Origin of the sequence: Blautia wexlerae DSM 19850, assembly GCF_025148125.1 — a bacterium.
Taxonomy (GTDB): Bacteria; Bacillota; Clostridia; order Lachnospirales; family Lachnospiraceae; genus Blautia_A; species Blautia_A wexlerae.
In genome coordinates this window covers 515,822-535,006 of the sequence record NZ_CP102267.1, presented here as the reverse complement: position 1 = coordinate 535,006, position 19,185 = coordinate 515,822, and the positions used below count along the sequence as shown (strand labels likewise).

The window sequence follows — 19,185 nt, the reverse complement described above, 5'->3', positions numbered from 1 at the left end:
TTTGCGCGAGTGGACATTTTTCTGCGCGAATGGACATTATAGCGATTGACACTTGTTCTCTTTCGGGGTACGCTTATAAAAAAGAATCCATCTGGTCAGATCATCGATCTGAGTCCACATAAGCAGAAAACCAAGCAGGAGCAGTATGACAATATACAGAATACATTTCTTTTTATCTGCCTCAATTCTTCGATAGGTTCTGGTGTAATCAATTACTTTCTTTTCTTTCATAGACCCCTCCTTTTGTCTCGCCTCGCTACGTAACTCTACATCGAAGTCTCTCAGAAATTTTTCACATCTCCTCCCCGTAGATTACAGCACTGCAGCCCTTCTGCTTTTTGCTCTGATACATTGCCCTGTCAGCCTTTCTGTATAACTGATCAAAAGAAACCTCTTCATATCCATCATAAAAACACGCACCCAGACTTATTTCTATGTTCTTCCCCTGCATCTCTATGATATCTATCTGTCGGATATTTTCAAAAAATCTCTCAAAAAATTTCTCTGCTACCCTTTGTTCCAGCATTCCCGGTATAAACATGGCGAACTCATCACCTCCGAGGCGCAAAACCACATCGCTGTCACGACATGTTTTCTGTAGTTTCTCCGCAATGGCTATGATCACCTTATCTCCTACAGAGTGTCCGTAATTGTCATTGATGGATTTAAATTTGTCACAGTCGATCAGGCAAAGCAATCCTCCTGTTTTTTCCTTTAAAAATTCAGTAATCTTTTTTTCTCCGCTTCCACGATTACATAATCCTGTCATAAGATCTGTCTGCGCCAGATAAATCAGCCTGTTCTCACGCTTTTTTTCTTCTTCTATACACTCAATACAGAAAAGTACATGCAGAAGTTTTCCATCTTCATCGTAGTCTACAGGAATAAATCTGCTTCGGTTCCAGCCTGATATTTTATCTGTAAATTCATGTGTTATGCTGTTTTCTCCAAGAAGCCGTTCTTCCAGCGTACTGATATCTACAAACTCCAGTGATTCCTGAAGTTGTGATTCCGTACACATTTTCTCAGCGATATTCTTGATATGTCCGCAAAAATCATCTCTGATTTCATATTCTCCCATTTTAAAATCTTTTCCCAAATATTCCGCAATCTGATCTGTCATTTTTATAATATGATATCTTTTTGTCTGCACATCAACCAAATACATAGATGCATAGATTTTGGAAAGCGACGAATAACTGCTGAGCTTTGCCTCTTTATTTGACTTTATAAACGAATTACGCAATTTCAGAAATGAGATAAGAAGCGTTCCTATCATATCCAGAAAAGTAGTAAGTCCCCTGTAATCACTCTTTGGAGGATTATCCACACCGAAAAAACCACTTATCTCATCTTTATAACGCAAAGGACATACCACCACATTTCTCACATTCTGCGCTTTTAACATATCATACGATGCGCGATGTTCTTCTTTGATATCTTCTATATCAGTGATAATGATACTTTCGCCTTTGGAAAACGTATCATACCACCACTTTATTACGTCCATATCGACATTCTGCAATCTGTCTATCTCAGGAATTACTCCCTGTGCACACCATTCATACGTATTGTCTGTGCAATGTCTTTCTTTACAATCTTCGAAAATATATATTCTGTCAGAACCGATATGTCTGCCGAAAAAGCGGATAAATTCATTAATCTGCTCGTCAGGTGTATTGTAATTGAGTGCGGATCTAAGTGCTTCATTTATGACCAGTTCATACTTTATGATTGTCTTCATGTTGCTTTCCTCCTGAATGTCGTTCTCATCTTATTTTTTTACATTCAAGCCAGATGGAAAGACCTAAATTTTTTCAATAATTCTGTCACGAAACGACAGAAAATGACACGAATTGTAAATCCATGGTATTGTTTTGTGATATATTGTTACCGGATAAATACTCTCAAACTCCTCATACTTCATCCTCTGTCTCTTCATAATCCTCATAAGACCTAATCTCTGCATAAAGATGTGTGTCTCCTTTCACATTTTCCTCTGGCTCATGCAATTCTTTACATTCCTTATCTGTATACAAAACGTAATAAGAACTATCATCATGAAGCATGATCCATACGTGATTATCTGCAGGAACAGTGATTGCATAATCCTTTTCCAGCTCTGTGCCAGGAGCTGCAGTAACTGTTACATTACGTACATCACCTTCTGCTTTTTCTGCTTCCTCGTACTTTTCGCAGAGATCTGCTACATCCTCAGATCTGTCCACGCCGTAGGAGAATTCCATCTTCGAAGCTTCTTCTGAAGTGCCGTCCTTATGATTCAGAATCTGAGTATGTTTCAATGGTCTGTAATCATCCGAAGCAACCACATATTCCATAGAAATCCAGTCTCCCTCTGTGTAGGATTCTCCATCTCCCTGAGAATTCAATGCGCTCTGAGTAAGTTCTTCAGGTACCTTTGTCTGTATAATGATCGTATCACCATCTTCCTTCATATCCGTCACTTCTTCCTCTATGGTTTCATCTGTGTAAAAGCTTATAAGATCATCTGCATTTCCATCTGCTTCATCAATATACAGACAGGAGAGGTACTCGTCTCCTTCTTTTCCGTATTTTAATTCGCCATCTTTATAGAGCATCTGGGTAGTACCATACATATCTACATACATCACTTCAGAATCTTCATAGTCATATACCTTTGTATTCTGCAGTATATATTCACAGGTAGCTTCATAGCTTTTATGATTGCTTACAAGACTGTCTGTTTCTCCTGCTTTCATCATCTGTTCCAGTGCATTGTCTTTTGTCAGTTCAGGTAACGTATCCGATGCCTGAACACTCACACATCCTGCTCCCAGAGTTCCCATAATCAGTGCCGTCACAATAATCATTCTTTTCTTCATTTTTTAGTCTCCTTTTCTTATATTTTTTCCTTTACGATGCCAGTAAAGCAAACTTTCGGGCATATATACCGTATCAAAAGCTCTCCTCATTTTGACAGTTTTCTGAATCTATATTATTTATGTTATTTGAATTTGACTTCTCTGTCTATATTTTTGCGTGAATAGTCAAAATATGGTGTGAAAAGACCTTCATATGATTTGATTTTGCCCTCTGCCAATGGTATACTTATTTTTAATAAGTAACCTGGCCATTATCTATCTTTATGACAGGAGGGTTTTATGATAGCATTGCGTTATTTCTGCGGATTTTCTCTTCAGATTTTTCCTTATGCATTTTTCTGTTTGTATCCATTCCGGGATCGTTTCCGCCTAAGCACAAAAAAGACAATGCTCATGGCACTGTCCATTTTTATTGTAATGGTCATTCCGTTTTCTCTTATCGCACAGTTCAACATCGGCGGTGATTACAGAGAGCTGATCTGGAATGTTATCTTTTATATTGCCCTGCTACTGTTCGGAATATTTTACTGCTTTAGCATCCAGGCGAAAGCAGCAGAAAAACTATTTGTATTTTTTGTTGTAATGAGCTACGGATTCTTTGTTACAAGCACCGTTACCTTTTTGCACCGTACTTTCCGGTTTCCATCCGATTATTTTATGTATCCGCCCTTTGCACTGGCTCTCACACTTATCATAAATCTAGTTCTTGCGAAACCATTTCTCATGCTGATGGAGCGAATCCGTACTATGATCAATGCAGATCTGGAATCACGGATCTGGAAGATTCTCTGCTCCCTCCCTGCTTTGTTTATTCTGATTGCCAGCATTGCACAGTTCTCAAGCATAATAAATCTTTCCAATAATATAGTTGTCCATGTTATGTTTGTACTGTTTGCAGTATTTGCTTTCATGGTGTATGCCGTATTCTTCAGTGTCATGGGATACATCCGCAGCAAACAGGAAGAACAGCGGATTTCCGAGCGCATGCTGGAAAGCTATCGTAATCAGGCAGAAAACAATGAACATATCCTGGAAATACACCATGAAATCCGGCATCATATGAATGCCCTGTCCTCTTATCTTAATCAGGAGGACTATGCAGGTGCCAGACAGTATACACAGAAATTTACTGAAGAAGCCGAAGAGCTTCCTTTTGTCACCTACACAGCCAATGCTCTGGTCAATTCCATCCTTTCAGAATTTGCAGAACGTGCCAGCCGTTATAAAGCCATAGTGGAGTACAGTATTGTCATTGGCAGAAGTCTCAACATGGAAGATATTGATCTGTGCCGAATGTTGACAAATATATTGGAAAATGCAGTAGAAGGGTGTCAGAAGGTTTCTGAAGAACAACGGATCATCCGGCTGAATCTCCATTCAAAGGGAAATTTTCTGTTTATTAAATGTGAAAACTCCTGCAATGAGGATAACCTGAGAATCACGAATGGAAAATATAAATCCAGTAAAAAGAACAGTGACAAACACGGTTACGGTCTTAAGATCATCAATGGAATCGCCGAAAAATACAATGGTATACTGAACGTACAGGTACGTGGTGGCTTTTTTGCTGTAACAACAACGCTTTGTCTTGACGAAAATAACGATTAATAGGAGGCTTTCACTATGTACCATATTGTCATCTGTGATGATGAACCGATTTTTTTAACACAGATATCAGAAATGATCATCGATATTTTAGCGTCCATGGGAGAATCCTGCGAGATTCGAAAATATACTTCTATTTCAGAATTAAAAAATACATTGCAGAATACTCCCAAAAGCTGTGACATTCTGATTCTTGATATTATGCTGGGTGAAAACAATGGGATCAGCTTTGCAGAATGTCTCCGTGACACTGAAAACCAAATTCCCGTTATCTTCATTTCCAGCAGTAAGGAATTTGTATTCGATGCATATTCTGCTGAACCTGTAGGTTATATCCTTAAGCCGGTCAGCCGTCAAAAACTTGCAGAAGCACTAACCCGTGCAATCCGACATCTGATCCCGAAATCCATTATAATCGACACTCCGTCCAGAACTGTATCCTTTCATATCAGGGATATTACCTATATTGAAATAATCAATAAAGAACTGCAGATTCACCTTCAGGATGGTACTGTCACGAAGATATATAAGTCCCTTTCTGCAGTCCGTGAAATTCTGCCGAAAGATATCTTTGTACAATGTCACAGATGCTACATTGTTTCTCTGTATGCTGTCCGTTCAATCCGACGTTTTGAAATCACACTGAATAATCATGAAATAATCCCGGTCAGCAAATACAGCTACCGGGATGTCCAGGAACAATTACAGCAATACGCTGCAAAATGGTTTTAATTTCTCCAAACAGCTCAAAAATCATTTCATCTCTCGCAATTATCTTTTATCAGTCAATCAGCTATAAATGCAAACAGCAGAAAACGGCGGTCTTATCGACCGCCGTCCAGACTGTAAACAACCACCGTTTTAACCGGTGGTTGTTTACCAGTTTTCCTTCAGATTCCCAGAACAGCAGATATCTTAATCTCTTTTTCCGTTTCACTGAGATCAAAATCTCCACTATCTTCCACAGTCATATGTACCTCATACAGTACGTCTTCGGATAATGGATCCGGTGTTTCACCATCTTCTGTCTGGATATGCCATTTCTCTTCCGGAACTTCCTTCAAGGTACCGTCTGTACCATATGCATACAGCTTCAAAGAACCTGTTTCCCCTGAGATTCCTTTCATACGTATTGCAACGGTTGTATTCGGATGTACGTTCTCAATTGTGATCGTATTCAGCCATCCTTCCACATCTCCCTGTCCGCCGTCTGCCGCAAATTTCTCCTGGCTTAACACATTGCGCATTGCCTGATCCAGATCCACCTTGCGGTAAGGCATTTCCGGCAGATATACAAACCTGTCCTGCAGTCTCAGAAGTTCCAGATAGCCGGTCGGACAATAGAGCGCATTTCCGCTGTTTCCCGCATACATACCGATAGCCATGTTGTTGTATCCCGGTTTGTCAGAAATATCCATGGTAAATGCAGTCTCGCCTGTCTCAAAATCAAGCATGATATACTGCCACATACCAGTTTCCATATCCTGAACATATCCGTAAATATATCCTGTTGCAGTGGACAGCTTCATCATGGAAGTGTCAGACAGATCACTTCTGCACCAGATACTCTTCATCTCATATCCGTCCTCCGTCTTAACTGTATCTACACGTTCTATACCCGGCGCGATCATTTTATTGCCCTGTCTCAGCCAGCCCACATCATAAATATTCTCATAGCTTTGTATTGAGGAATCATTATCTGCTTCTCCAAGCTTCGCACTTCCTGCACCAAACCAGTTACATACGATCGTGCTTACTGTTCCCTCTCCATCATCATATACAATTGCAGAATTTTCCACAGACACCTGTGTACCTTCCGGAAGCTCATCTATAACAGGCATACTCGCAACCTGTTCTCCTGTTTTCATATCCACCGCAATAAGATTTACCGGATCCTGATTATCTGTAAACATAACCAGATCTTTGGTCAGAGACGGGGAACATCCACCTCCCCATGCAAGACCGCCACCTGTCGTCTCATCGCCTTCTTTGCTTTCCTTGGCACCCACACTTTTATAGGAAGTTTCCCAGACTTTTTTCACACCATTATCCGCCTGGAGCAGATAACACTTCAGATTTGTCAGAATGACCGCACCCTCCTTAGATGCCGCAATACCATTCTCTGCACCCTCTCCCGGTTCCAGTTCATATACAAACACTGCATCTGACAGATCCACATCTTCTCCATTCAGGATCTTATCGATAGCTGCACGTGAAACATAGCCAAAGGTTCCCTGCTGTTTTCTGTCGGGATAAATACGGAAGCCTCCTGTTGCAAACCAGAGATTTCCCTCATAATCAAAAACTACAGATAACAGATTCTGATCCAGTGTTTTTCCAAGTGCAGCCTCTGCTGCCGCTTTAATATCGATATCCAGCACTTTCTCAAATTCCGGAAGTACATTTCCCTCCTCATCTGTAGCCTTAAGCATAAGTACCCGATTATCGTTCGTCGGACACACAATGCGATTGCTCTCATCTACAAAAGAATATGAACTCTGTATCAGATAGCTTCCATTGTCATGCTGTTTTGGTGAAAAATAGCCCAAGGTCTGTGCCTCATCTGCATTAATATCACGGATCGCCAGGCCACCCAGAAGCGGAACCACAGAATGTCCATAGGAATCAAAAAAGACTGCCGGGGAAGCATTGGGATTAACTTTTTCATAAGAAACATTGATCTCAGAATAAATATCAACAGGCAATACCTCATCTGTTGAATCTGTATTATAGCAGTCATGATGAATATTGGAATCACTTGCTGCCATATAAGGATTCTCGTCGATAACCTTCGGTGTAAGTGTCTTTATAGGCAGTTCTGATGTCTGACCTGCATTTTCTTCTGTCTGTGTTTCTTCTACCTGTGTTTCCTCTGCACATACCATATTTATTGACGGTTCAGATGTTGTAGCTGCTATAAAAGCGATCATTGCAAGAATTAAAGCTCTTTTCTTCATAATTGTTTTCCTCCTGAGTGTTTTTGTCATATTACATTTCTGCGTTCAAACCAGATGGAGAATCCTTCTTTTATTTTCTGCTCTTCCACAGGTTTCATAAAAAAATATTCTATCCGCATCCTGAACGCATGAAGCGAAAAATCAAGATCACTGCACCAGATGATCCCACATTTCGGATACAGGGAACGGAGATGTTCTGCCGCATTCAGCCCGGACACACCTGGCAATGCAAGAAACACCACTGCCGGTACTGTTTTTCGTATCCGCCCAAAAAACTGTTCCTGATTCTGATAGATTTCAATCAATGGAAAAACTTTCTTTTCTGTACAGTAATTTCTGATGTATTCCGCACAGTTCTGTCCTTCCTGTTCCTGATCAGTTAATATGGCAATACAATACACGACATCCCTCCTCTTCCATTTGATGTACTCCCATTTGTTATCCTCATTATAAAAAAGCCAGAAATTTTTTCAATAATTCTGTCACGAAACGACAGAAAATGACACGAATTGTAAATCTATGGTATTGTTTTGTGATATACTTATAGCAGAATTTTATGAAAATTGCGGGAGCTGCTTTGCAGTGAAGCAATTCGTAGATATCAAGTTAGGGGCAAAATGCCTTTTGACCCTAACATCATTTTATAAATAAAGGAAGATTTACTATGAGAATTGCAATTGTTGATGATATTTCAGAAGAACGGACACTGTTACGAAACAGACTGGAATCTCAGTTTTCCAGGCGCAATGTCCATACAGATATATTGGAATATGAAAATGGAGAAACTTTCCTCACTGCAGCGAAGGAATGTCCTTTCACTGTAGTGTTTCTGGATATTTATATGAATGGTTCTAACGGGATTGATACAGCAAAAGAACTTCGCAGATCAGATACTGACTGTCTGCTGATCTTTACAACAACTTCTACCGACCATGCATTAGAGGGATTCCAGGTCCGGGCTCTGCACTATCTTGTAAAGCCCTACAGTGAAAATGATATTTCCGCACTGGCCGATGAAATCCTTTCCCGCATCCCGGATTCCGGGAAATACATAGATGTAAAGGTAAACGGCAGTAATATTCAGATTCCCTTCCGGAAAATAATCTACGCAGAGCATTTTTCCCACATGATCCACATCCACACTGCCGGTGAAAGGGAACTGGTCACCCGCCAGTCCTTTGATTCCTTCATAATCTCCCTGAAAATGGATCCACGCTTCTATCAGTGTAACCGAGGCGTTGTGATCAATCTGGAGCATGCCGTTGATTTTGACGGAACAGGCTTTCGCCTTGATAACGGAAGCAATGTCTCTGTCAGCCGGAAGCTGCTAAAAAACGCCAGACAGACATTTATGGAATTTCTGTTCCAAAGGAGGTCCTGAAATGACTGACATACTTCGCCCTGTACTTGAACTTTTCGTAATCATTCCCGGCATACTGCTGGCATATCTGCCTGTAAAGAACTATCTGAGGCAGACACCGCTTAAGCTGACAGCATGGCTTCTTCCCCTTCTTCTGGGAATCTGTATTTTAGGAGGGGCAGTTTGCTGTGCCCTGCAAATTCCCACCAGATGGTTCCTGTTTCCTCTGCTGCCTGTCATTATGCTCATTTACCATAAAACATTAAAAATCTCTGTCTGGAAATCCGTCAGTATTTTTCTGGCAGTCTTCGCAGTTTTTACATGTGTCAAAAGTCTGTCCCGGGCAGTCAATGCACTTATGACTGCTGACCTGCATATTACAGAAAACGAACTGTGGTTGCACACTGGTGCCGGAATTTTCTATAATGTCATCTGCCTGCTGTTTGTTCTGGCAGCCTGGTATCCTGCCTGCCACTGTGTACAGACAATGGTCACAGACGAGAACTTTGCCCAGACCTGGTATGTATTCTGGATCCTTCCGGTAATCTTCATCGGAGTGAATCTTTTTATGATTCCCAAACACCGCAGCACTTTATATACCGGGCGTATTCTGCAGTGTTATATTGTTTTCAGTCTTGTACTGCTCATAATCCTGCTTCTGTTCTATGTCCTGTTTCTTATGATGGCAGTCAGCCTGAACAGAAATGCCAGACTTCAGCAGGAGAACCATTTTCTTTCCCTTCAACAGGAAAGATACGAGAATCTCTGCATGGCCATTGAAGAAGCAAGGCAGGCACGTCACGATATCCGTCATCATTTTGTCCGTCTGTCCACTCTGGCAGAACAGGGTGACATAGAAAAAATTAAAGAATATCTCTCTGCTGCAACCGGCAAAATCTCTGACTATAACCTGCATTTCTGTGAAAATCAGGCTGTTGACAGTGTTTTCGGATATTATTCCACCATTGCAGAAAGAGAAAACATTCCTTTTCATGCAGTGGTTTCCCTGCCTGCTGATCTTTCCATAGATGAGATCAATCTGTGCCTTGTGTTCTCCAATCTGCTGGAAAATGCCATCCAGGCAAGTGTGAAAACAGTACCCGCCCGCAGAAAGATTAATGTGGAAGTTTATCCCCACCATAATCATCTCCTTCTGATTCATGTGGAAAACACCTTCGATGGCAAAATACAGCAAAAAAACAATATTTTCCAATCCTCCAAACACTCCGGAAACGGAATAGGAATCGAATCTGTCCGCCACATTACCGACAAAAACGGCGGTGCCTGTGACTTTACCTATAAAGATGGTATTTTCTCTGCAAAAATAATGCTCCGGATATAATCAGTTATTGATTATACCCGGAGCATTTTGTAAAAACACTCAGATTCATGCCAAACAGATAAAATCATCCGTTTCGCTACTTGCTTGATTCACTAAAATTATTCCATACACTCATCCAAAATTGCAGCCATCTTGTCGATGTGTTCTTTTGTGATCACAAGCGGAGGTACGATTCTGAGTACATCACTGCCTGCAGAGATCACCAACAGTCCTTTTGCCAGCGCAGCCTTTACAACTTCACCAACCGGGCGGCCCTGGATTACGATTCCCTGCATGAAGCCCATGCCTCGTCTTGTTGCAGCGCATTCATGTTTTGCAACAATTTCATCCAGTTTCTGTTCCAGATATGGAGTCATTTCCTGTACATGTTCAATGATCTTATCATTCTCATAAATGTCAAATACTTTGCTGACTGCAGCACATACAAACGGGTTTCCGCCATAAGTTGTACCATGGTCACCAGGTTCCAGAGAAGCTTTGGCAGCTTTCTCATTCAATACAAACGCACCTACCGGCACACCACATCCAAGAGCTTTCGCACTTGTCATAATATCCGGCTGTACACCGTATGCCTGCCATGCAAAATAATGTCCGGTTCTTCCCATACCGCACTGAATTTCATCGAAAATCAGCATAATATCTTTCTCGTCACAGATCTGACGCAGACCTTCCAGAAATTCCTTCTTTGCCGGATAGATACCACCCTCACCCTGAACAACCTCAGTGATAATTGCGCAGGTCTTATCTGTGATCTGAGCCTTTACGCTCTCAAGGTTATTGAAATCTGCAAACTTCACACCACCCATCAGAGGCTCAAAGGGCTCTCTGTAATGAGCAGTTCCTGTCACGGAAAGTGCTCCGATACTTCTTCCATGGAAGGAATGGTTCATGGCAATGATCTCATGATCTGCATGTCCGTCACGTACATATGCATATTTCTTAGCTGCTTTTAAAGCACCTTCGATTGCTTCTGTACCACTGTTGGTAAAGAATGCCTTGCTCATTTTACTTGCCTTTACCAGCTTCGCACCTGCTTCGATGATCGGCTCATTGTAATATAAGTTGGAAATATGCATCAGCTTATCAATCTGATCTTTTAATGCTTCATCATATCCCGGATAGTGATATCCCAGAGAATTTACAGCAATACCTGCTGCAAAATCCAGATATTCCTTTCCCTCGGAATCATATAAATAACATCCCTGTCCCTTTTCAAAAACAACAGGAAAACGATTATAAGTGTGAAGGATACTCTCTTCGGATTCCTTCATCTGTTCATTCATGTTCATTGTAATATTTCTCCCCGTCTTCTCTCAGAATCGCAGTACCAATACCTTTGTTTGTAAAGATCTCCAGCAGTAAGCTGTGAGGAATTCTTCCGTCAAGGATATGGACTCTGTTAACGCCTTCTTCAATGGCATCAATACAGTTTTTCAGCTTCGGAATCATACCTCCGCCTACATAACCGTCATCGATCAGTTTCTGTGCTTCATCTACATGAAGTTCAGAGATCAGGCTGGACGGATCATCTTTGTCTTTATAAACGCCTTCAATATCAGAAAGGAATGCAAGCTTCTCAGCATGAACAGCCTCTGCAATGGCACATGCAGCATCATCCGCATTAATATTATAAGTAGCGAACTCATCGTCATAACCTACCGGGAAAATGATCGGCAGGAAATCTTTCTCCAGAAGATCCTCCAGAATCTTCGGCTCAACCTTTGTAACTTCACCAACAAATCCGATGTCTCCACCCTCTGTCTGTTTCTTGCGGCATTTCAGCAGACCACCGTCTTTACCACTGATACCAACAGCATTTACACCAAGAGATTCCACCATGGCAACCAGTTCCTTATTCACCTTCGCAAGAACCATCTCTGCAATCTCCATAGTATCTTTATCTGTAACACGAAGACCGTTAATAAATTTCGGCTCCATACCAACCTTGCCAACCCAGCGGCTGATTTCCTTACCACCGCCATGAACGATGATCGGTTTGAAACCAACCAGTTTCAGAAGAACAACATCCTTAATCACGTTCTTCTTCAGTTCATCATCCAGCATGGCACTTCCGCCGTACTTTACAACTACGATTTTACGATTAAATCTCTGAATATAAGGAAGTGCCTCGATCAGCACCTCCGCCTTGTCCAAATATTTCTGATTAACCATTATTCTCTCCTTTTTCCAGTCAATGTCTGGTCTCCATCCCTGCTTATTGCTTTTCGCAATTAAAGCAGGAGACTTACCTGATTCGGTTAAAATCACCCTTATTCACAGAATTTTGTTATGAACGGTAATCTGCATTGATTTTTATATAATCATAAGTCAGGTCACAGCCCCATGCAGTTGCTGTGGCATCACCCATCTTCACATCAGCGATTGCTGTGACAGCTTCCTCAGAAAGAATCTTCGTTGCCTCTTCTTCACTGTAATCCACAGCCACACCATTCTCAATAATCTGGATCTTACCAGCCTTACTCTCAAAGAACAGATCCACCTTCTCAGGATCAAACTCCGCACCGGAATATCCCATAGCACACAGGATTCTTCCCCAGTTTGCATCATGTCCGTAGATAGCAGCCTTTGTCAGAGAAGAAGTAACAACAGACTTGCTCAATGTAACTGCCTGCTCCTTAGACTCTGCACCAATGATCTTCACCTCAAACAGTGCAGTCGCACCCTCTCCGTCACCTGCGATCTTCTTCGCCAGAGTAGTATTGATATAATTCAGCGCAGCCTTGAAGGTTTCGTAATCCTCACCCTTCTCTGTGATCTCCGGATTCTCAGCCAGACCATTGGCCAGAAGAAGAACTGTATCATTGGTAGAAGTATCTCCATCAACAGAAACCATATTGTAAGTATCCTTAACATCCTCACTTAACGCTTCCTGCAGCATCTTCTTGGAAATCTTCGCATCAGTAGTAACAAACCCAAGCATTGTACACATATTCGGATGGATCATACCGGAACCCTTACACATACCACCAACAGTAACCGTCTTACCGCCAATCTCAATCTGAACAGCAACCTCTTTCTTTTTGGTATCAGTAGTCATGATCGCCTTCGCCGCCTCAGTACCAGCCTCCAGAGAACCATCCAGCTTCGGCGCCATCATCTTCACACCATTCTTAATACGGTCAATGGGAACCTGCATACCAATCACACCTGTAGAAGCAACCAGCACACTGTCAGCAGCCACCCCAAGAATCTCAGCAGCCGCATCTGCAGTCTCCTTACAATAACCATAACCTTCTGCACCAGTACATGCATTGGCAATACCACTGTTACAGATCACCACCTGTGCAGACGGATGATTATAAACAATATCCTGATCCCATTTAACAGGCGCAGCCTTCACCACATTGGTAGTAAAAGTCCCCGCAGCTACACAAGGCACCTCACTGTAAACCATAGCCATATCCGTTCTGCCCTTATACTTAATCTCAGCCGCAGCCGCAGCTGCCTTAAATCCCTTAGCCGCCGTAACGCCGCCCTCTATAATCTTCATAAAACCTCAATCCTTTCTATATAATAAGACAAACTATCTTGTTTCCCGTCCACATCCTCCACTCTCAGCGACTGCCGCAGATCCCCTGCGCAGTCACGTCCGTCAGACATCCACATCTCTTCCGTCCTGAAAAGTCAGCTCCGGAAATTATTTGGTTTTGAACGCATTTGCAGGGGCTGTAGTAACTCTTAGTGCTCGGGAATTTGCGTTATGAGGCGGCTGCATCACTGTCTGAGCGAAGTTTGCAACGGAGCGAGTTTGACAAGCCGCCTCATGCCTTTAGCAAATTCACGAGCACTTAGAGTTAGTAAGCCCCGAAACCGCGTTCAAAACCAAATAATTTCCGGAGCGTCCCTTTCCATTAATCTATCACGGACACATCGGCACCTGCAGCAGTCCCTCAGCCTCCTTAAATCCAAACATCAGGTTCATATTCTGCACAGCCTGTCCCGCAGCACCTTTCACCAGATTATCCATAGCCCCCATCATAATAACTCTGTGAGTTCTGGGATCAATCTTAAAGTTCACATCCACATAATTACTTCCCTCCACGCACTTAGTCTGCGGACAAACATCCTTATCAAGCACACGAACGAAAGTCTCCTTCTCATAATACTTATCATAAACTGCCTTCACCTCTTCATAAGAAACATCCTTAGTCAGAGAAGCATAAGCAGTCACAAGAATACCACGATTCATAGGAATCAGATGAGGTGTAAAATTAATCAGCACTTCCTTACCGCACGCATAACCAAGCTGATCCTCAATCTCCGGTGTATGTCTGTGACTTGCAACACCATAAGCCTTAATATTCTCATTCACTTCACAGAACAGATTGGCAACCTTCGCTCCACGTCCTGCTCCTGAAGTACCGGACTTCGCATCAATGATAATCGTAGACGGATCGATCAGCCCCTCTTTGATCAGCGGATAAATAGAAAGTGTAGAACATGTGGGATAACATCCCGGATTCGCAATCAGTCTTGCCTTCTTAATCTCCTCACGATTAATCTCACATAAACCATAAACCGCCTCATCAATAAACTGCGGAGCCTTATGCTCAATTCCGTACCATTTCTCATATTTCTTCACATCTTTAATACGGAAATCCGCACTCAGGTCAATAACTTTCGCCTTGGAAAGAATTCCTTCATTAATTAAAGAAGCACAGAGTCCCTGAGGAGTAGCTGTAAAGATCACATCCACTTCATCAGCTAATGCTTCCATATTATCATCCATACATTTCGCATCTACCAATTTAAAAAAGTTCTGATAAACATCTGCATATTTCTGGTCAATGTAACTTCTTGAACCATACCACGCAACTTCCACATCTTTATGTCCCAGAAGCAGTCTCACGATCTCGTTACCTGCATATCCTGTGGCACCGATAATTCCTGCTTTAATCATAATAATTTCCTCCATCTTCGCCTCATCCGGCGATCTTCATTTCATAGTAAAACTTTACTCTATCAGAGTGCTGGACTAATTATACATCTTACCTGCATAATATGCAATAGTCATTTTTCAATGTTTTTACATGGATTTTATTTCAGTTCACGGATTTCCCCCTGTCTTTTCCTATATTATGTTGCATATTTATGCAAAAACAGATAAAACTTTTTTGCATTTTTCTATTGCATATTTATAAAAAAAGGTGTATATTATCACTTGTTAAGCGGAATCACACGAAATCATCTTGTTCCGCATTGAATATTTATTCAAAAATTTCAATCAGAAATTACCGCATTTATTCAAAAATAATGCGCTGAACTCCCGACCTATTCATTTACTTTCGGCAAACGGATATCTCAGGAAATTTTTACAAATCAGGAAAATAATAAAATCCAATTTCAGGAGGAATACAATCATGAAAGAAAAAGTCGTTTTAGCATACTCAGGCGGTCTTGATACCACAGCCTTAATCCCATGGTTAAAAGAAACATTTGATTACGATGTTGTCTGCTGCTGCGTAAACTGCGGTCAGGGAAACGAACTGGACGGACTGGATGAAAGAGCAAAGCTTTCCGGTGCTTCCAAATTATATATCGAAGATATCGTAGATGAATTCTGTGATGACTTCATCGTTCCATGTGTACAGGCAGGTGCTGTATACGAACACAAATATCTCCTTGGTACATCCATGGCCCGTCCGGCAATCGCTAAGAAATTAGTTGAGATCGCACGTAAAGAAGGCGCAGTTGCTATCTGCCACGGTGCTACAGGTAAAGGTAATGACCAGATCCGTTTCGAACTTGGCATCAAAGCTCTTGCTCCTGACATCAAAATCATCGCTCCATGGCGTATGACAGACAAATGGACCATGCAGTCACGTGAAGATGAGATCGCATTCTGTAAAGCTCACGGAATCGACCTTCCATTCGATGCAAGCCACAGCTACAGCCGTGACAGAAACTTATGGCATATCAGCCATGAAGGTCTGGAACTGGAAGATCCTTCACAGGCTCCAAATTATGACAATATGCTTGTTTTAGGTGTTACACCTGAGAAAGCCCCTGATAAAGAAACAGAAGTTACCATGACATTCGAGCAGGGTGTTCCGAAAACATTAAACGGCAAAGAAATGAAAGTTTCCGAGATCATCACAGAGCTCAACAAATTAGGCGGCGAGAACGGTATCGGTATCGTTGACATCGTTGAAAACCGTGTTGTTGGTATGAAATCCCGTGGTGTATATGAGACTCCTGGCGGAACAATCCTTATGGCAGCTCATGAACAGCTCGAAGAACTGACACTCGACCGCGAGACAATGGAAACCAAGAAGAAACTCGGCAGCCAGTTTGCTCAGGTTGTATACGAAGGAAAATGGTACACACCGCTTCGTGAAGCAATTCAGGCATTCGTTGAGTCCACACAGAAATATGTAACAGGTGAAGTTAAATTCAAACTGTACAAAGGCAACATCATCAAAGCCGGTACAACTTCTCCATACAGCCTGTACAATGAATCTCTTGCATCTTTCACAACAGGTGACCTCTATGACCACCACGATGCAGATGGATTCATCACACTGTTCGGACTTCCACTGAAAGTTCGCGCTATGATGTTAAAAGAAGTTGAGCAGAACAAGAAATAATTAATTGATAACAGATTCAGCCAGATGGACACTTTATTCATCTGGCTGTTTTTATTACCTGATACAGTATTGCAATTCTGTAAAAAATGGCACAAAAAAGACACAGCCAGATGGCCATGTCCGTTTTTATCTGCTATGTTTATGATTATCTGCTTTCCAGTTCCGCACGTTTCTTATCGATAAGCTCCTGAAGTTTTTCCAGCTCTTCCACTGTAATCCCATCAGATTCCAGAAGCGCATTCATCATTTCCACCGGATTAATCTTTCTGCTTTTGGCATTTCCCTTTAAATAATCCTCTCTTGAAAGAAGAGGGGTATAATTTCTTGCATACACCTTGCCGTTCATTGAAGTTCCCGCAACCTGGATCAGGTTCTCTTTCAAAAGAAGCTCCAGGCATCTTCTTACTGTCGGCATTTTCAGTTCCGGTGCAATGTCATTGATCTCAAAAGCAGACAATGGTCTTCCCTCTTCCCAAAGCACATTCATAATATCATAACGTTTACCTTTTAAGATGTCCATCTTAAGATCTCCTTCCATTTTTAACCAGATATCACTATAATACAGAAATATCGAATTAATTACAATTACAGAGACCTTACACTGATTTACAGTCCTTTTACAAATTTGTTACCAAGTTTATCCGGACAATAATACATCTTTCTACACATCACGAATCATTTCGTCATAAAACAAGCTGTTTTTTCTCAAGACGGGCATATACCCACTCTCTGAAAAGTGTATAGATGACAGATACTGTCGGAATGAAGATCAGCATTCCCGCAATTCCCATCAGACTGCCGCCAAGTGTTACAGCTACCAGTACCCAGATGGATGGAAGCCCGACAGAACCACCTACCACATGAGGATAGATCAGGTTTCCTTCTATCTGCTGCAGGATAAGGAAAAGTCCCAGAAACAGAACCGCTTTTACAGGACTTATCATAAGGATCAGAAAAAATGCTACCCAACATCCGATAATTCCGCCAAACAGCGGGATCAATGCTGTAAATGAAATCAGGACACCCACCAGCATTGCATATGGAAAATGCAGGATTGTCATGGATACAAAGAACATACTTCCAAGAATCACAGCTTCGATACACTGTCCGGTAATAAAGTTGGAAAAAATCCTGTTTGCCAGATTCCATACATGTGCCAGATATCTGACCGGTTTTTCCGGGAACATTGCGTACATTGCTTTTTTTATCTGCTGCAGGAGCTTTTCTTTCTGCAAAAGGACGTAGCAGGCGAATACAAAGCCAATGGATACATTCATTGCAGTAGTCAGAAGTCCCATGGTGATGGACACTGTGGAGGAAACAATGTTATTGACTCCGTTCTTCAGTACGCCGAGTACAGAATCGATTATTTTTCCCGGCTCAATGTCAAGAGACTGCGCCCATTTCACAACTTCCGGATTGTTTCCGAATACATTGTCGATCCATTTCTGGAAAACCGGAATATTTTCTTCTATCTTTTTCGCTATGTTTACGAATGTTGCCCCCAGTTCCGGTACTACTACCAGCATAACGATCACGATTATACAGATCACAAAGCAGATAGAAAGCACCAGGCTGACCGGCCTTGCCAGTTTTTGTGCTGTTTTTTTCTCTTGTTTCAAGGCTTTTCCGAACAGATGATGTTCTATGAATTTCATTGGAATATTGAGGATAAAAGCGATTCCAAAGCCAATGATGAACGGAAAGAGAAAGCCAAGCAGAACTCTGACAGTGCTGATGACTATGTGCAGGTTCTGGACACCCAGATATAAGAGAATTGCGAATGCGATGAGCCATCGAATTTTTTTTATGTTTTCTTTGTCTAGCTGCATGTTTGTTTTTCCTTTCTTTTTGATATTGGAGAGTATTATATCATATTTTCCCAAAAAACGGACGCTTAGAAAAATATTTTATCTGCTATGCGGTTTCGGCATCTAAGAGATTCTAAGTCATCTGAAATCTGCTAAAAGCATGAGAAGAAAAGTCTATGATTGCTCGCTGGTGCTCAGGCAATGGACTTTTCTTCTCATAACGCAGATTTAAGAGGACTAAGAATCTCTAAGATGCCTGCAAATGCATAGCAGATAAAATATTTTTCTAAGCTGGTAATTGGAAGGTGGAAAATATCGTATCAATTCGCATGTTAAAAGCCTACATGAATAAGAAAGACTTTAAATATGAAAGAGATTGTATAAGTTCACATGGGATATCATATACTTTATATAAATTCTGCCTGTAAAATGCTTTATAGACTATGAATTATCAAATAGCAATGCAAAAAGAATATTAAATTAAATTGCAGAAAGGAATTGACAGTTAACTATAAATATTTTATAATCATTTTATAAACAATATAAGTAAACTTATATATGTCCATAATCGGTTGGACGTTTCTACCAACTACCGTAATAGTTGTCTATAAGTTCTCTCCCCAGGGAGAAAGAATGAG

At 41.4% G+C, this 19,185-nt stretch carries 16 protein-coding genes and 1 riboswitch; of the genes, 5 read left to right on the top strand and 11 right to left on the bottom strand.

Features of this window, described 5'->3' with window-relative positions:
• Positions 1-36: 36 nt before the first annotated feature.
• From NQ550_RS02450 to NQ550_RS02440, 3 genes are all read right to left on the bottom strand, one after another.
• Positions 37-231: a hypothetical protein gene (locus tag NQ550_RS02450; RefSeq protein WP_025578631.1), complete on the bottom strand. Its 195-nt coding sequence runs from the start codon at positions 229-231 to the stop codon at positions 37-39.
• Positions 232-292: 61 nt separating this feature from the next.
• The gene (locus NQ550_RS02445) at positions 293-1,744 is read right to left on the bottom strand and encodes a sensor domain-containing diguanylate cyclase (RefSeq protein WP_025578630.1); all 1,452 of its coding nucleotides are present in this window, start codon (positions 1,742-1,744) and stop codon (positions 293-295) included.
• Positions 1,745-1,916: 172 nt separating this feature from the next.
• Positions 1,917-2,864 (bottom strand): hypothetical protein, encoded by a 948-nt coding sequence (locus NQ550_RS02440; protein ID WP_025578628.1) that lies wholly within the window; start codon positions 2,862-2,864, stop codon positions 1,917-1,919.
• A gap of 279 nt (positions 2,865-3,143) precedes the next feature.
• On the opposite strand from NQ550_RS02440, the gene NQ550_RS02435 reads away from it, so the two are divergent.
• Both NQ550_RS02435 and NQ550_RS02430 read left to right on the top strand, forming a co-directional pair.
• Positions 3,144-4,472, top strand: a complete 1,329-nt coding sequence (locus tag NQ550_RS02435) for a GHKL domain-containing protein (RefSeq protein WP_025578627.1) — start codon at positions 3,144-3,146, stop codon at positions 4,470-4,472.
• 15 nt (positions 4,473-4,487) lie between these two features.
• Positions 4,488-5,201, top strand: coding sequence for a LytR/AlgR family response regulator transcription factor (locus NQ550_RS02430; RefSeq protein ID WP_025578625.1), 714 nt, complete (start codon positions 4,488-4,490; stop codon positions 5,199-5,201).
• Positions 5,202-5,359: 158 nt separating this feature from the next.
• On the opposite strand, the gene NQ550_RS02425 is transcribed toward NQ550_RS02430, so the two are convergent.
• Together NQ550_RS02425 and NQ550_RS02420 are read right to left on the bottom strand one after the other, a co-directional pair.
• Complete coding sequence (locus NQ550_RS02425; RefSeq protein ID WP_025578623.1) at positions 5,360-7,426, bottom strand: hypothetical protein; 2,067 nt, start codon at positions 7,424-7,426, stop codon at positions 5,360-5,362.
• A gap of 26 nt (positions 7,427-7,452) precedes the next feature.
• The gene (locus tag NQ550_RS02420) at positions 7,453-7,827 is read right to left on the bottom strand and encodes a response regulator (protein WP_025578621.1); all 375 of its coding nucleotides are present in this window, start codon (positions 7,825-7,827) and stop codon (positions 7,453-7,455) included.
• A gap of 263 nt (positions 7,828-8,090) precedes the next feature.
• Between NQ550_RS02420 and NQ550_RS02415 the strand changes: the two genes are divergently transcribed.
• Together NQ550_RS02415 and NQ550_RS02410 are read left to right on the top strand one after the other, a co-directional pair.
• Positions 8,091-8,807, top strand: coding sequence for a LytR/AlgR family response regulator transcription factor (locus tag NQ550_RS02415; protein ID WP_025578619.1), 717 nt, complete (start codon positions 8,091-8,093; stop codon positions 8,805-8,807).
• Position 8,808: 1 nt separating this feature from the next.
• The gene (locus NQ550_RS02410) at positions 8,809-10,128 is read left to right on the top strand and encodes an ATP-binding protein (protein WP_025578617.1); all 1,320 of its coding nucleotides are present in this window, start codon (positions 8,809-8,811) and stop codon (positions 10,126-10,128) included.
• Positions 10,129-10,226: 98 nt separating this feature from the next.
• Here the strand turns inward: NQ550_RS02410 and NQ550_RS02405 are convergent, their stop codons facing one another.
• The 4 genes from NQ550_RS02405 to argC form a co-directional block, all read right to left on the bottom strand.
• Complete coding sequence (locus NQ550_RS02405; protein ID WP_025578615.1) at positions 10,227-11,417, bottom strand: aspartate aminotransferase family protein; 1,191 nt, start codon at positions 11,415-11,417, stop codon at positions 10,227-10,229.
• The gene (gene argB / locus NQ550_RS02400; protein WP_020993510.1) at positions 11,404-12,300 is read right to left on the bottom strand and encodes an acetylglutamate kinase; all 897 of its coding nucleotides are present in this window, start codon (positions 12,298-12,300) and stop codon (positions 11,404-11,406) included. Before argB ends, NQ550_RS02405 begins: the two co-directional genes overlap by 14 nt.
• A 115-nt stretch (positions 12,301-12,415) precedes the next feature.
• Positions 12,416-13,639 carry a bifunctional glutamate N-acetyltransferase/amino-acid acetyltransferase ArgJ gene (gene argJ / locus NQ550_RS02395; protein ID WP_025578614.1) on the bottom strand — a complete coding sequence of 408 codons (1,224 nt, stop codon included), beginning with the start codon at positions 13,637-13,639 and terminating at the stop codon, positions 12,416-12,418.
• 369 nt (positions 13,640-14,008) lie between these two features.
• Positions 14,009-15,049, bottom strand: a complete 1,041-nt coding sequence (gene argC / locus NQ550_RS02390; RefSeq protein ID WP_025578613.1) for an N-acetyl-gamma-glutamyl-phosphate reductase — start codon at positions 15,047-15,049, stop codon at positions 14,009-14,011.
• Positions 15,050-15,509: 460 nt separating this feature from the next.
• On the opposite strand from argC, the gene NQ550_RS02385 reads away from it, so the two are divergent.
• Complete coding sequence (locus tag NQ550_RS02385; RefSeq protein WP_008706208.1) at positions 15,510-16,736, top strand: argininosuccinate synthase; 1,227 nt, start codon at positions 15,510-15,512, stop codon at positions 16,734-16,736.
• 145 nt (positions 16,737-16,881) lie between these two features.
• Here NQ550_RS02385 and NQ550_RS02380 read toward each other — a convergent pair whose 3' ends face one another.
• The gene (locus tag NQ550_RS02380) at positions 16,882-17,256 is read right to left on the bottom strand and encodes a BlaI/MecI/CopY family transcriptional regulator (protein ID WP_020993513.1); all 375 of its coding nucleotides are present in this window, start codon (positions 17,254-17,256) and stop codon (positions 16,882-16,884) included.
• 163 nt (positions 17,257-17,419) lie between these two features.
• On the bottom strand, positions 17,420-18,568 hold the full coding sequence (locus NQ550_RS02375; RefSeq protein WP_008706210.1) for an AI-2E family transporter: 1,149 nt from the start codon (positions 18,566-18,568) through the stop codon (positions 17,420-17,422).
• Between the two features lie 511 nt (positions 18,569-19,079).
• Positions 19,080-19,175: riboswitch (purine riboswitch) on the top strand.
• Positions 19,176-19,185: the final 10 nt, after the last annotated feature.